This window comes from Chryseobacterium sp. PvR013, from assembly GCF_017833095.1.
Lineage (GTDB): Bacteria > Bacteroidota > Bacteroidia > Flavobacteriales > Weeksellaceae > Chryseobacterium > Chryseobacterium culicis_A.
On sequence record NZ_JAFIBT010000001.1, the window covers coordinates 2,423,723 to 2,436,986 of the forward strand.

Annotated in this window: 16 protein-coding genes; 3 read left to right on the forward strand and 13 right to left on the reverse strand. The window is 35.7% G+C overall.

All coding sequences use genetic code 11. The annotated features are described in order from the left end of the window. Positions 1–33: 33 nt before the first annotated feature. The 5 genes from JOE44_RS10890 to queG form a co-directional block, all read right to left on the reverse strand. Positions 34–366 carry a hypothetical protein gene (locus JOE44_RS10890; protein WP_209785599.1) on the reverse strand — a complete coding sequence of 111 codons (333 nt, stop codon included), beginning with the start codon at positions 364–366 and terminating at the stop codon, positions 34–36. 280 nt (positions 367–646) lie between these two features. Next, positions 647–1,099 carry an SRPBCC family protein gene (locus tag JOE44_RS10895; protein WP_209785600.1) on the reverse strand — a complete coding sequence of 151 codons (453 nt, stop codon included), beginning with the start codon at positions 1,097–1,099 and terminating at the stop codon, positions 647–649. 51 nt (positions 1,100–1,150) lie between these two features. Beyond that, the gene (locus tag JOE44_RS10900; RefSeq protein WP_209785601.1) at positions 1,151–1,798 is read right to left on the reverse strand and encodes a murein L,D-transpeptidase catalytic domain-containing protein; all 648 of its coding nucleotides are present in this window, start codon (positions 1,796–1,798) and stop codon (positions 1,151–1,153) included. Between the two features lie 3 nt (positions 1,799–1,801). After that, positions 1,802–2,485: a TIGR02117 family protein gene (locus tag JOE44_RS10905; protein ID WP_209785602.1), complete on the reverse strand. Its 684-nt coding sequence runs from the start codon at positions 2,483–2,485 to the stop codon at positions 1,802–1,804. Positions 2,486–2,845: 360 nt separating this feature from the next. Beyond that, positions 2,846–3,784, reverse strand: coding sequence for a tRNA epoxyqueuosine(34) reductase QueG (gene queG, locus JOE44_RS10910; RefSeq protein ID WP_209789168.1), 939 nt, complete (start codon positions 3,782–3,784; stop codon positions 2,846–2,848). 175 nt (positions 3,785–3,959) lie between these two features. On the opposite strand from queG, the gene JOE44_RS10915 reads away from it, so the two are divergent. Continuing rightward, positions 3,960–4,259: a rhodanese-like domain-containing protein gene (locus JOE44_RS10915; RefSeq protein ID WP_126653957.1), complete on the forward strand. Its 300-nt coding sequence runs from the start codon at positions 3,960–3,962 to the stop codon at positions 4,257–4,259. Between the two features lie 26 nt (positions 4,260–4,285). Beyond that, positions 4,286–4,903, forward strand: a complete 618-nt coding sequence (locus tag JOE44_RS10920; RefSeq protein WP_209785603.1) for a hypothetical protein — start codon at positions 4,286–4,288, stop codon at positions 4,901–4,903. Positions 4,904–4,957: 54 nt separating this feature from the next. Here JOE44_RS10920 and JOE44_RS10925 read toward each other — a convergent pair whose 3' ends face one another. Next, on the reverse strand, positions 4,958–5,416 hold the full coding sequence (locus JOE44_RS10925; RefSeq protein WP_209785604.1) for an Lrp/AsnC family transcriptional regulator: 459 nt from the start codon (positions 5,414–5,416) through the stop codon (positions 4,958–4,960). Positions 5,417–5,572: 156 nt separating this feature from the next. On the opposite strand from JOE44_RS10925, the gene JOE44_RS10930 reads away from it, so the two are divergent. Next, positions 5,573–6,643, forward strand: a complete 1,071-nt coding sequence (locus JOE44_RS10930; RefSeq protein WP_209785605.1) for a PLP-dependent cysteine synthase family protein — start codon at positions 5,573–5,575, stop codon at positions 6,641–6,643. A 76-nt stretch (positions 6,644–6,719) separates the two neighbouring features. Here JOE44_RS10930 and JOE44_RS10935 read toward each other — a convergent pair whose 3' ends face one another. The 7 genes from JOE44_RS10935 to JOE44_RS10965 form a co-directional block, all read right to left on the reverse strand. Further along, the gene (locus JOE44_RS10935; protein WP_209785606.1) at positions 6,720–7,487 is read right to left on the reverse strand and encodes an alpha/beta hydrolase; all 768 of its coding nucleotides are present in this window, start codon (positions 7,485–7,487) and stop codon (positions 6,720–6,722) included. 14 nt (positions 7,488–7,501) lie between these two features. Continuing rightward, the gene (locus JOE44_RS10940; protein WP_209789170.1) at positions 7,502–8,446 is read right to left on the reverse strand and encodes a nitronate monooxygenase; all 945 of its coding nucleotides are present in this window, start codon (positions 8,444–8,446) and stop codon (positions 7,502–7,504) included. Positions 8,447–8,613: 167 nt separating this feature from the next. Further along, positions 8,614–9,981, reverse strand: coding sequence for a peptidylprolyl isomerase (locus JOE44_RS10945; RefSeq protein ID WP_209785607.1), 1,368 nt, complete (start codon positions 9,979–9,981; stop codon positions 8,614–8,616). 86 nt (positions 9,982–10,067) lie between these two features. Next, positions 10,068–10,991, reverse strand: coding sequence for a PfkB family carbohydrate kinase (locus JOE44_RS10950; RefSeq protein WP_209785608.1), 924 nt, complete (start codon positions 10,989–10,991; stop codon positions 10,068–10,070). 27 nt (positions 10,992–11,018) lie between these two features. Continuing rightward, entirely contained in the window at positions 11,019–11,576 is a 558-nt protein-coding gene (gene gldD, locus JOE44_RS10955; protein WP_105683882.1) for a gliding motility lipoprotein GldD, read from the reverse strand. Between the two features lie 44 nt (positions 11,577–11,620). Continuing rightward, complete coding sequence (gene mutY / locus JOE44_RS10960; protein WP_209785609.1) at positions 11,621–12,655, reverse strand: A/G-specific adenine glycosylase; 1,035 nt, start codon at positions 12,653–12,655, stop codon at positions 11,621–11,623. Between the two features lie 137 nt (positions 12,656–12,792). Beyond that, positions 12,793–13,254: a hypothetical protein gene (locus tag JOE44_RS10965; protein ID WP_245169759.1), complete on the reverse strand. Its 462-nt coding sequence runs from the start codon at positions 13,252–13,254 to the stop codon at positions 12,793–12,795. Positions 13,255–13,264: the final 10 nt, after the last annotated feature.

Consider the following 13,264-nt stretch of genomic DNA (forward strand, 5'->3'; position numbering starts at 1 on the left):
CGTTAAAATGATTTGGCATTCAATAACTTAAGCCTAGTACAACTGAAGGAGATGGAGAAAGGATTTAACTCCACAAATAATAGAAATTGCGATTTCAGGAAGCGTAACTTTTGGAATAACTTTTAAAATTCCTGAAAAATCGGCTATTGCAGGATCATTTTTTTTAACTGAATGTTTTACAATTTTAGCAGCAGCAGGCAATGCATGCGTATTCATATCTGCCTCTTCGTAAACATCAAGAACATGAATATTTGTTACAGGCGGAACATGAGGAATATTCTGCAACGATTTTTCTGCCCAATTCGAATTGAAAAGGGAAAAAACCAGTATGATATAGAATAAGAAAAATGACCTCAGACTTGCCATGTCAAACAGAACACATTAGTTTTTCAGTAAAAACGATAATCCTGCAAAAATAGGGTTTTCTACCGGGAAATCCAGCCCTGGAACTGTTAAAAAAACTTAAACAATCGATTAATAATTCTATTAATTGGAATTTGGATTACTTCGAGTGACAAAGAGGATGCTAAGTCTATTCATGTGGTGTGTGATTCTATAGGAATCCAACTAGAATCGTTAAAAGTTTTAGCTAAAGCCAGATGTTTGGTTTATTATTAACGGGCTAAAGCCCGTTCCTATTGAATGATTAAAATAGTTTACTAAGTACTCTGAATCGATAATCAAAAATATGCTCCAGTTTCTTTCGGACAAAAAGGCGGTGAGCAATTTCACCTAAAAAGCCCATAGGAAGTTCATAATCTATAGTATCTCTCATCAGAACACCTTCTGCATTGGGAATAAATTCATGATGATGATTCCATAATTTGTACGGCCCTTTTTTCTGAAAATCGATGAAGCTTTTCTGAAAATCAACGTGGGTAATCTCGGTCTGCCATTTCATTTTAATCCCCAACAATGGAGAGACATAATAGTCGATGAGCATTCCTTCATAGATTTCATCATCTTCCATTTCCGTTAAAACAATAAAGCCCATATCTTTCGGGGTGATCTCTGAAAGATTATTTGCTGAGGAAAAGAATTTCCATGCAGTTTCTATATCACAGTTGAGTTGTTGTTCACGGAAAAGGGTATGTTTCATAAGACGGAATCAGTTTACATGACTGTTAAGAAACAAATGTATGACAAAGATTTAATTATAGATCCACATTAATACAGGTTTTCCGGATTTCTGAATCATAGGATCAATTTCCTTCATCGCATTATTGGAAACAGTGGGACAGCCCCATCCTTCAGGAGATCCATTCGGGAAAGTTTCATGATCGCTCATCAGATTCCAGGAATGAAAGACAATAAATCTTTTCAAAGCATTGCTATTGGTTTCTTCAAGGCCGTGCATCAGGTATTTTATATTAATTCCCCAATCACTGTACCCTCTTCCTTCAAGCTTATATTTCCCTAATGAAGACAGATGACTTCCGTCTTCATTGCTAAATCCAGGATCCGCTTTAGAATTGTCTTTACTCCATGAATTGGAACCGCAGCCATGGCCTACCAGATATTTTTTTGAGATCTTATTACTTTTAAAATCCCAAACAAAAAAACGGTTAACACCTGAATGAAGGCTCATATCAATAAGGATACAGAAATCTTTGTTTAGGTTCTTTGAAGTACAGAACGCCAACGCTTCTTCCGCTTTTATTTTTAGTTTAGAAAGATCTGCTTCAGGTTTCTTTTCTACAACTACAGGTGTTTCAACAGTTCTTATTGTATTATTTTTTCTTTCTTGTGAACATGAACCTATCCAAAAGATGATGAGAAACAGATAACCCTTCTTCATGTATTATTTATAGTGTTGAAAAATTCCAAAATCTGAAGGTGTCCAAAGTGCAGCTTTCTGTCCTGCTGCTTTTAAAGCATTATTTGACCATGTATTACAGGTGTAAAGAAAACTGTAAGTTCCTTTGGCATCATAAAAGGCATCGTTGTCACTGTACACCGCATTTGTAGGGATTAACATGAAGTTTCCGTTCTGATCTCTGTCAAATTTATCTTCTACAAATTTCACTAAGTTCTGATACTGACTTCTGCTGATCATAATCATTTTGCAGTCATCTCCTTCTTTCATTGTATTATAATAGGTACAATGCATGGCAGAATCGCTTAGCCAGAATGCGGCTTTTACGGCTGTCGAAAACTTAAGATCTGCCCAGGTTGGAGTATCAAGATAGAACCCTTTATCGCCCCATCCTATTCCGATATACTGATAATCTGTTTTTTTTGATTTTGTATTGGCAAAAGGAATTTTCTGGCTCCAGTCCTGCAGATCGTTTTTCACAGGCATTACGATATCTGTGTGTACCCCGTTGGTATAAATGTAGATGGGAATTTCCTTCTTCTGTCCGTCATCCTTTGCAGAAACAGGAATATAGGGAATCAGCAGCCCGAGGATTACATAAATAATCACAATTCCTAAAATAATTCCTATCACTTTCAGGAGATACATTAATATCGATTTCACAGTCATGTTTTTTAATAAAATTTAATCTTTAATTTTTAGTAAAAGTATTTGTTTTAATCGAAAAAATGGCTATATTTAGTTACGAAATATTCACAAATATGCGTAAAAATACTAAATCCCAAAAAAGATTTAAAGTAAGAGTAAAAACAGCTCCTAAAAGAGTACAGAAAAAACGTTGATTTTCGGTGAGATTTTAATCTCCTGGAAATCAATTTTTCTTTATAGGAAAGGTTTTTCAAGAAACTTATTGAAATAAATTTTCACCTCCTTAAAGCGAAAAATTTAAGGAATGGTCGATTATCAGCTTTAGTTTGGAACTACAAAAAATTCCAAAGGAGGGATTGTCACCGAAAGTTCAGAGAAAAATCAGTCAGAAGACTTCTGTAAAAACTCAATATTTCTTTTCAGTCCTGCAAATTTGGTGCGTTTCACAGGTGATTTTCTGAAGATTTCTGAGAAAATTTCCTGAGTGATTTCTTTCCATTCTCCTTTTTTGAAGTTTTTTAACGCTTCATTAGGCTGGAATCGGCTTTGTTTGTTAGGCGCTGAGAATCTATTCCACGGGCATACGTCCTGGCAGATATCACAACCGAACATCCAGTCCTCCATTTTATCTTTAAAATGGCTGGGAATCTCATCCTTCAGTTCTATGGTTGCATACGAGATGCAGCGGCTTCCATCAATAATTTTTTCAGAAACGATAGCATCTGTGGGACATGCTTCAATACATTTACGGCAGCTTCCGCAGTGATCTGTCGTCGCATGATCCGGGATAAGTTCCAGATCACAGATAATTTCAGCCAGAAAATAGAAAGAACCGCTTTGTTTGGTAATGAGGTTGGCATTTTTCCCTACCCAGCCTATTCCTGACTTTTTCGCCCAGGCTCTTTCCAGAACCGGTGCAGAATCTACAAAAACCCGGAATCCGAATTCTCCTATTTCTTCCTGTAACTCAGCTACCATCTCACGGAGAATTTCTTTGATTACTTCATGATAATCCTCTGCATAAGCATATTTTGAAATCTTATAGTTTTCCAGAATTGAAATTTTTTCTTCGGGAAAATAGTTATAAGAAAGTGAAATTACAGATTTTGAACCTTCTACGAGAAGGCGTGGATCAAGTCTTTTGTCGAAATGGTTTTCCATGTATTTCATTTCGCCATTAAAATTATTCTTGAGCCATTTTTCGAGGCGGGGAGCCTCTTCTTCCAGAAAATCAGCTTTGGAAATACCACAATTCTGAAACCCAAAACTTTTTGCCTTGGACTTTATCAGTTGGGAATATTTTTCAGCAGCTGCATTCATAATTTCACAGTGCAAAATTAAGATTATTTTATCAATCTTCTGATTTTGGCAGAAGTTCCCCTGATCTATAACTTCTACCCAGCTTCTTTTCTGAAAAATTATGTTTTCATTAGGATTTTTTTCAAAAAAAAATTGCGTAATTTCGTTTCTAATTTAATGTTTAAAACCAACAACTATGTCTTTAATAGAAGTAATACAATCAGGAAACTATGAATTAATTGACGTTCGCGAGCCAATGGAGCTTGAAATGGACGGTAATATAGATGGTGCTAAGAATATTCCTTTAGGTGAAGTAGAAGATAGACAAGATGAGATTCTATCTATTGAAAAGCCGGTTATCTTATTCTGCAGAAGTGGAAACAGAAGCGGAAAAGCATTGGATTATCTTACTGCTCAAGGATTAAAGGACGGTTATAACGGCGGAGGCTGGGCTGAGCTGAAGGCTGTTCTGGAAGCAAATCAGGGAACTTTTTAAAAGTTCCTTTTTTTATCCCTCTTTTTATGAATCTGAATCAGCAATTCGAACAGCTTTGTTCTTCGCTTACCAACGATCTGCAGTTGATTAACAGTCTTTGGAAGGAGATTGAAACCAGATATTCTGAAAAAGGCAGACATTATCACAATCTTTTTCATCTTGAAAATATGTTTCATGAACTTGAAGCAGTGAAGGCGAATATTTCAGATTTTACGGCCGTTTCCTTTTCTGTATTTTATCATGATATTATCTACGATGCGACATCCAAATCTAATGAAGAGAAAAGTGCTGTTAAAGCAGAGAAAAGACTTTCTGAAATTCATGTAAATAACGATAAAATCTCAATTATTTCGGAGCAGATTCTGGCGACAAAATCTCACCAGCAGTCTGATCATGCAGACACCAATTATCTTTTGGATGCTGATCTTTCCGTATTGGGTAAAGATTTTAAAACCTATATGGAATACACTCAAAATATCCGAAGAGAATATTCTATTTACCCTGATTTTTTGTATAAACCGGGACGAAAAAAAGTCCTTAAACATTTTCTTGAACTTGAAAGTATTTTTAAAACAGAATATTTTAAGGAAAAATATGAAACTCAGTCAAAAGAAAATATAAAAGCAGAAATCCTATTGCTGTAATAGTATATCTTTACATTACTTCAAGGGACAGCTACTTTCAATATCAATTTACTCTTATAACGGATAAGCCGTTTCGCTTTTTGCTTCCGAAAGTACAAAATAAGTTTGTACAGTACTCACATTGGGAAGCATAGAAAGTTTATGCCTTAGAAACTGGTGATACGCTTCCATATCTTTAGTAGCAATTCTGAGAATAAAGTCATACGAACCTGCAATCTGGTAACACTCCATTACTTCTGGAAATTTAATTACTTCTTTCTCAAATTCATTTAATACTTCACCAGTATGTTCTTTTAGGAAAACCTGTGAAAAAGAAATGAGAGAGAGCCCTATCTTGGTTCTATCTAAAATAGCTACAGTTCGTTTTATATAACCTTGAGCCTTCATTTTTTTTACTCGTTCATGAACCGCAGGAACTGATTTGTGCAGCCGAAAGGCTAATTCCTTATTACTTATAGCGCTATTGGTCTGAAGAATGCGTAAAAGCTTAATATCTGTTTCATCAAGTGGCATATTTTTTATTTTTATTGATTTCCTTCTAAAATAAGAACTTATTCTGAATAAAAACAAAACAATTCCATAAATTATATTATTTTTTCTTGGTTTTACAATAAATATTTGAAATAAAACTAAAAACAAATAATTTTGACAAAAATTTATTCAAAACAAATGAAAACAGAAAAAATTATTGTAGATCCCTGCTTATCTCCAGAGCTGAGGAATAAGTTTAATCATTTATGGCATCTTGTAGGGAATACACCTATGTTGGAACTTCATTATAAGTACAAAGGCAAACAAGACAAAATTTATGTTAAATGTGAGAATTTCAATCTTACGGGCAGTATAAAAGACCGGATGGCTCTATATATTCTTTATAAAGCTTATTTAAATGGTCATATCCTACCTGGGGATATTATCATAGAAGCAACTAGTGGCAATACCGGAATCGCATTTTCAGCAATAGGCAAAGCCTTGGGACACCAAGTTAAAATTATAATGCCTGACTGGCTGAGTAAGGAGCGTATGGACATCATAAAAAGTCTTGGAGCCGACATTCAGCTTGTAAGTAAAGGTGATGGAGGTTTTCTTAGAAGTATTCAGATCAGTGAAGAACTTGCTGCTAAAGGTGGTGTATTTTTACCAAAACAATTTGAAAATGAATTCAATGCTGAAGCACATGAACTTACCACAGGAAAAGAAATAAGCAAGCAGTTATCTTCTATTGGCTTAACAACTGATGCCTTCGTTGCAGGAGTAGGAACCGGAGGAACTGTGATGGGGGTGGGAAATCATTTACTTTCACTGAACCCCGCAACCCGTATTCATCCTCTGGAGCCCGCTGAAAGCCCAACATTATCCACTGGTTATAAAACGGGATCTCATCGTATTCAGGGTATTTCTGATGAATTTATACCTGCTATTGTAAAACTGGATCGTCTTGACAGAATTTTACAGGCATATGACGGAGATTCAATTATCGTGGCGCAAAAACTGGCAAAAGAATTGGGATTAGCAGTTGGAATTTCCTCCGGAGCAAATGTCATAGGCGCTATTATGCTAAAAGAAGAAATGGGTCAGGATGCTACAATAGTCACTCTCTTATGCGATGACAATAAAAAATATTTGAGCACCAGTTTAGTACATGAAGAACCTTCGAAAGAACATTATGTTTCTTCAAGCCTGCAATTTATAGGTTTCCAGCCTATCAGCCGCCTTACAGATCCATTATTGATCCATTAAAATTAAATCATAAAAAAGAGAATATTTACGTATTCTCTTTCTTTATTTAAAGTTGACGATTTCATCTGAAAAGTTATCAAATATTTCTGATAAATCCTTCTGATTTTTGGAGTACCAGATTCTGAACTTCTTTATGTGGTGTATGGCCTATAGCGGGAATAATATATTTTTCAGCACTTCCACTTACCTGACTAACTGTTTTTTCCATCTGATCCAACGTCCCATATTCATCAGCTTCTCCCTGAATAAATAACAATGGAGCTTTAATATCTTTCAACAGATACTCTATATTCCAGGTTCTGTAATCATCCCGTGTCCAGGTTTCTGTCCAGGCTTTGAAAAGCATTTCTACTTTATCTCCGTGATACTTCTGTAAACGTTCCGCAAGATTGGTTGTTTTGTAAGCTTCCCAGGCATCATAGACTCCTTTTAAAGTTACGTCTTCCACAAAAATATGACCTGCTTCACAGATAACGGCTTTTACTTTTTCGGGATATTTTGCAGCGGTGATCAAAGCTATTGTTCCCCCGTCACTATGCCCGAAGAGAATCACATGATCAAGATTCATTTCAATCAATACATCATTCAGCAGATCAGCTTCCAGCTCCATATAATTTACGGGTCTTTCATGAGTAGGCATTGGATATGATTTTCCATAACCTAAGCGATCGTAAGCAAGCGTATTGCATTGTGCAGCTTCAGATAATTTAGCTGGAAAGTCTCTCCAAAGCTGTACCGAACCGAGTGAATCATGCAGAAATATAATTGTAGGTCTGCCTTCAAACGGATTATAGTGTTCTATATATAATTTTTTACCCTTTACATCAATTATTCTTCCTTCCATTAGATAATTATATTTTAAAAAACAGGCATTTTCGTTTCTTCAAATTCTTTTAATAAGTGACTGAAAACAGTTTCTACCGGAAGAATGTCATCAATCAGAGCTGAAACCTGACCTATTTCCAATTCTCCATCTTCCATATCTCCTTCAAACATTCCGCGTTTTGCTCTTGCTCTTCCTAATGAAGCAATTAAGGCTTCTTTATCTCTTCCATTCAGGTAGATATCTTCCAGTTCATTGAAGAACTTATTTTTCACCATTCTTACAGGTGCCAGTTCTTTCAAGGTAAGATGAGTATCTCCTTCCTGTAGTTCTGTAATTTTCTTTTTCCAGTTTTCATGAGCACTTGCTTCTGTAGTGGCAGCAAAACGGGAACCGATCTGTACACCGTCTGCTCCAAGAATCATGGCTGCTTTGATTTGTGAGCCTAAGGCAATTCCACCTGCTGCAATTAATGGTTTAGAAATATGTTTTTTTACATTCGGAATAAGACAGAACGTTGTTGTTTCATCTCTTCCGTTGTGACCTCCTGCTTCGAAACCTTCTGCAACAATAGCATCCACTCCTGCATCTTCACATTTTACAGCAAATTTGGTAGAGGAAACTACGTGAGCTACTTTTATTCCTTCTTTCTGCAGGGTTTCTGTATAGGTTTTAGGATTCCCTGCTGACGTAAATACAATTTCCACTCTTTCTTCAAGAATAATCTGAATGATCTCTTCAATATTAGGGTATAACATCGGTACGTTTACCCCGAATGGTTTATCAGTCGCCAGTTTACATTTCCGGATATTTTCTCTTAGAATGTCAGGATACATACTTCCTGCTCCTATGATACCCAATCCGCCACAGTTAGAAACAGCAGAAGCCAGTCTCCATCCCGAGTGCCAGATCATCCCAGCCTGGATAATTGGATATTTAATATTAAAAAGGTGTGAAATTCTATTTTGTGTTGCCTCCATATCATGAAGTTTTTTTGCAGCGTTGAAATCTATAAAATTGCTCATGCGTAAAAATACTAAAAACAATGGTTTTCAGGGAAGAATATGTCAATATTTTCTATCATTCCCATTCAGGTTTTAAAGCTTTATCATAAAAAAAACCTTCAGAAATTCTGAAGGTTTTGATTTTATTTTGTCAAGGATTGTTTCTTCCAGTTAGACTTAAAGCTACAGCTGTCGTAACGTCCGTCAATGGAGATAAAAGTTGTCGGTAACTTAGAGTTGACAAACTTTTCAACCATTTCACTTTTCTTTTTATTCAGCGCCATCTGCTTGATTCTGCTGAAATCTGTTTCCAGTGTAATCTGGTGAGAAGGAATCACATCTTCAATTTTAATAATCTTGATTTGCTTTCTCTTGTTTTCTTCATCTTCAAAAGCAGTAGTGATGTCTCCCTTGTTCAATCCTGCCAATTCATAGCTGATTGTTCCAGGAATACTTTCTCTTTCGATTTTATCAGAACCATCAGCTCCAGGAACTATTCCAGCGTTGAATTTTGTTCTTTTATCTTCTGAGAATTTAAAAGCAGCGTCTTTAAATGTCATTTTGCCATTCAAAATAAGACCTCTAATACTGTCTAGTTTTGCTTTTGCTGTTTTAATTTCCTCATCAGTAGGTGTAGCTTTTAACAAGATGTGTCTTGCATCATATACTTTACCTGATCTTTTCAATAACTGAATAATATGGAAACCAAATTCAGATTCGATAGGATCTGAGATTTCATTTTCCTGAAGGTTCAATGCAGCAGCTTCGAATGGTTTAACCATCTGCCCTTTATTGATATTTTTATACAATCCTCCATTAGCAGCCGATCCTTCATCTTCAGAATAGATTCTTGCCTGGCTCTCGAAGGTTTCTCCTCCAATAATATCCTGCTTGATCTTTTTCAATCTGTTGATAAGATCTTGCTTGTGAGCTTCCGTAAGTGCCGGATAGATCATAATCTGAGCTAAAGTAACCTCATCTTTTACTTGTGGCAACTGTGTTTTATACATATTGTAGAAATCAGTAACCTCATTTGGAGTAACGTCAGCTTTATCAGTAATTCTCTGGTATTTTGCCTGTCCGTAGTACTGGTCTGTGTCTATCTTTTCGATAGCATTTTTCATCTCATAAGAGTTTCTGAACTTATAAGCGGCAAGCAATGTTTTTTCATCCGGAAATTGAGAAAGCAACTGGCGGTATTTTGCGTTAGCCTGTTCCTTAATGGCTGCAGAACGGTTTTCAATTAAGGTATCTTTTTTTGCTTCGTATACAAGAAGCTTGTTGCTGATAAGGTTTTCCAGGAACTCACATTTGTCTGTATTCGCAGCTCCCTGTTGTTTCCCATAATTCATCTGCTCGTTTACATCAGATTCCAAAACAATCTCATCCCCGATAACAGCTGCAATACCATCCACCAAATCTCCTTGTTTTAGCTGGGCATTCATCATATTTGAAGAGAATATCATGATGAAAATCCCAAGAAGAAAAGTGATTTTTAGTTTATTTGTCATTTTACTATTTTAACAAGTTGCAAATTTAGAATTCTTAACGAATTACACTCAATTTTTTATTATAAATATTTCTTAAAAAGACTTATTTACTGCAGTTCAACATCAAATGTCGTTAATTCTTTGAATTGTCTCAATCTGCTGAACATATCTGCTTCGCTTACTTCCTCTATTCTTTCAGTTCCGAACTTCTCTACAGTGAAAGAAGCCATTGCAGATCCTACAATAAGTGCAGATTTCATCGTATCGAAATCAATTTTTTCTTTTTTAGCAAGATAAGCAGCAAATCCTCCGGCAAAAGTATCTCCTGCTCCTGTTGGATCGAAAACATCTTCTAACGGAAGTGCCGGGATAGCAAATACTTTATTGTCATGGAAAAGTAAAGCTCCGTGCTCTCCTTTTTTGATGATCACATACTCAGGACCCATTGTGTGAATTTTTTTAGCCGCTTTTACCAAAGAATATTCTCCTGAAAGCTGTCTTGCTTCTTCATCATTGATGGTAATAACGTCTGTTTTTGCAATCATATCCATTAAGATATCCCATGCAGAATCCATCCAGAAGTTCATGGTATCAAGGATAACCAGCTTAGGACGGTTGTTCATTTTTTCAAGTACAGACAGCTGCACTCCAGGGTGTAGGTTTCCAAGTAATAAAATTTCGGCATCCTGCATTGAATCCGGGATTTTCGGATCGAAATTCTCAAGTACATTTACTTCTGTAGCCAAAGTATCTCTTGTATTCAGATCATTGTGGTATTTTCCAGACCAGAAAAATGTTTTTCCTTCTTTTACAATTTCAATTCCTTCGATGTTTACCTCTCTGTTTGTGAACATATCAAGATGTTCTTGTGGAAAGTCTCCTCCTACTACAGAAACAATTCCGGATTTAACGCCTAAAATTGATGAAGTGATCCCGATATAAGTGGCAGCACCTCCTAAAATTTTGTCCGTTTTACCAAATGGTGTTTCAATTGCATCAAATGCAACACTTCCTACAACTAAAAGTTTCATATATTTTTCAATGTATATTAAAAGTAATTATTTTTTCCATTCAAAAGTGTCCAGCAGGTGTTTCATATCATTTTTGATATAGTTCACTGCAGGCGCAAGAGAATCCGGTTTCGGTCTCGTATTAAAATATAAGTAAGCAGTAACGAAGTGCTTCGTACTGTCTGTAATGTAAAACTGAAGATTGGAAGCACTCTGGCCTTTCAGCTCATAGAAGTTTCCATAAACTTTCTTTTCAGGATATTCGAAGGATTTTGTATCAATGGAACTTGCTTTAATGGTATGTTCATACACCATTTTCTCAGCTTCCTTGATATGGTCTGCAAAGTCGTTCTGTATCGGGTAATAGGTAACAAAAAGCTTAGCCTTCATTTTCGGATAATTCACATAGAACCAGCAAGGTTTCTTAGCAGGTGCAATCGAAGCAAAATCGGAATATTCAAAGGTATAGGCACAATTGTTTTCAAACTTTTGGTATTTCGGTGCAGGATATTCAAGACGCAGCTCCCCATAAGGTTTTGGTGAAGCGTCTTTTCCACATGAAATTAAAAGCAGCGATACAAAAATAAAAATGACTTTTTTAATCATTTTGCAAAAGTACAAATTAGATTTCAGATTTCGGAAGACAAATTTCAGTCTTTCAGAGAGTTTTGAATGTAATTTTCCAGAGGCTTCGGAAAGGATTTTTCATGAGAACCTTCAACGTCGGTAATCAGGTACTGGTTTTCAGCAATAAAATCGTTCCAGATCTTCTCAGAAATGATTTCAACATTCAATATTTCAATAGTTAAATTCTTATGGGTCAGCTTATGGGTAACTGTTTTTGAGCCTGTAATGAAACGCTCCATATCTGTAGAAATGGCTGTCGCAAACTCAAACAATTTCTTCCATATGAAGTCATCTGTTCTCTGACGGATCAGGAACTTTCCGTTTCTATGCACAAAATAATAGGTTAAAGCAAGATCTTCTGCCTTTACTTTTTTAGTTTTCACGGGATAATCTGACATTTTTTGCATAGAAAATGCAAGACAGTCTTTATTCACAGGACATTCTTCACACAATGGATTTTTGGGTTTACAGATTTCTGACCCTATATCCATCATGGCCTGATTAAAATCGCCCACATTTTCCGGCATTACCAAAGCTGCCAGTTCAGAGAAATACGTAAATGCTCTTGAATTTGAAATATCAAAATCATCAGCAAAAAGACGGCTCAGAACACGGTAAAAATTCCCGTCAACTGCAGGCATTTTCCCTCCGAAGCATATACTCGAAACAGCTGCAGCAGTATATTTCCCTACTCCTTTTAATTTTAAAATTTCTTCATACTGATTCGGAAAAACGCCCTGATAATCATTCATGATCTGTTGGGCGGCTTTATGAATATTGATAGCTCTTGAATAATAGCCTAATCCTTTCCAATACAATAAAACTTCGTTTTCTTCAGCTTCAGCCAACGTTTTTACATTGGGAAATCTTTTAATAAAATTATTGTAATGGTTTAATCCCTGATTGATCCTTGTCTGCTGAAATACGATTTCACAGATCCAGATTTTGTACGGATCTTTTGTCTGTCTGAAAGGCAGATCTCTAGCATTATTTTTATACCATTCAAGGATTTTGCTGCCAATATGCAGAAAATCTGAATTTCGGTTATCCTTCTCCAAAAATTTTTGTTTTGCTTTTTAAAAGATGCTTTGCTTTTAAAAACCCAATGACATTTGTTTTATGTTTGAAAACACTTAGTATTAACAATGTCATGCTAAGCTAAGTGGAAGCATCTTATATTTTGCAAAGATAAAATTTATTTATCAGCTTTCACAGAATATACGGGCGCGGCTTTTAACCATTGGTATTTTAAATTCCTGTCTTTGGCAATGAAACGATACCCTTCCAGTTTTTTCAGATAAACATACATGGAATCGGTATTTTTGATCTTTAATTTATATTGGGATAAAAACATCATGGGCATTTCTACAGTAGAATCTCTTACCGTTTTTAATACTTTTCCGGATTTTACTTTATAAAGAAAGAATGATTTTCCCCGGCCTTTGGAACTGTCTGCTAATTTTACCTCTGAACTTGCAAGGACGAGTTCACTGCCATCAAAACATTCATCTCTATTCATGATGTATGCTTTTCCTTCCTGACGTTCCTGTGCGAAAAGATCATTTTCGTAAGTGCCTGGACTTTGGTATTTTTTCTCACAGCTTATCAGAAGTACCATCATTATTGCAGGTAAACCCATAATAAGCTTCTTATTCATATTAAATTTC

What these genes read in the sequence shown, in the direction of transcription:
- JOE44_RS10890 (WP_209785599.1), bottom strand. Translation starts at nt 366, where the DNA reads ATGGCAAGTCTGAGGTCATTTTTCTTATTCTATATCATACTGGTTTTT.
- JOE44_RS10945 (WP_209785607.1), bottom strand. Translation starts at nt 9,981, where the DNA reads ATGACAAATAAACTAAAAATCACTTTTCTTCTTGGGATTTTCATCATG.
- JOE44_RS10935 (WP_209785606.1), bottom strand. Translation starts at nt 7,487, where the DNA reads ATGGAAGGAAGAATAATTGATGTAAAGGGTAAAAAATTATATATAGAA.
- JOE44_RS10920 (WP_209785603.1), top strand. Translation starts at nt 4,286, where the DNA reads ATGAATCTGAATCAGCAATTCGAACAGCTTTGTTCTTCGCTTACCAAC.
- JOE44_RS10965 (WP_245169759.1), bottom strand. Translation starts at nt 13,254, where the DNA reads ATGAATAAGAAGCTTATTATGGGTTTACCTGCAATAATGATGGTACTT.
- gldD (WP_105683882.1), bottom strand. Translation starts at nt 11,576, where the DNA reads ATGATTAAAAAAGTCATTTTTATTTTTGTATCGCTGCTTTTAATTTCA.
- JOE44_RS10925 (WP_209785604.1), bottom strand. Translation starts at nt 5,416, where the DNA reads ATGCCACTTGATGAAACAGATATTAAGCTTTTACGCATTCTTCAGACC.
- JOE44_RS10895 (WP_209785600.1), bottom strand. Translation starts at nt 1,099, where the DNA reads ATGAAACATACCCTTTTCCGTGAACAACAACTCAACTGTGATATAGAA.
- JOE44_RS10950 (WP_209785608.1), bottom strand. Translation starts at nt 10,991, where the DNA reads ATGAAACTTTTAGTTGTAGGAAGTGTTGCATTTGATGCAATTGAAACA.
- JOE44_RS10940 (WP_209789170.1), bottom strand. Translation starts at nt 8,446, where the DNA reads ATGGAGGCAACACAAAATAGAATTTCACACCTTTTTAATATTAAATAT.
- queG (WP_209789168.1), bottom strand. Translation starts at nt 3,784, where the DNA reads ATGAATGCAGCTGCTGAAAAATATTCCCAACTGATAAAGTCCAAGGCA.
- JOE44_RS10905 (WP_209785602.1), bottom strand. Translation starts at nt 2,485, where the DNA reads ATGACTGTGAAATCGATATTAATGTATCTCCTGAAAGTGATAGGAATT.
- JOE44_RS10930 (WP_209785605.1), top strand. Translation starts at nt 5,573, where the DNA reads ATGAAAACAGAAAAAATTATTGTAGATCCCTGCTTATCTCCAGAGCTG.
- JOE44_RS10915 (WP_126653957.1), top strand. Translation starts at nt 3,960, where the DNA reads ATGTCTTTAATAGAAGTAATACAATCAGGAAACTATGAATTAATTGAC.
- JOE44_RS10900 (WP_209785601.1), bottom strand. Translation starts at nt 1,798, where the DNA reads ATGAAGAAGGGTTATCTGTTTCTCATCATCTTTTGGATAGGTTCATGT.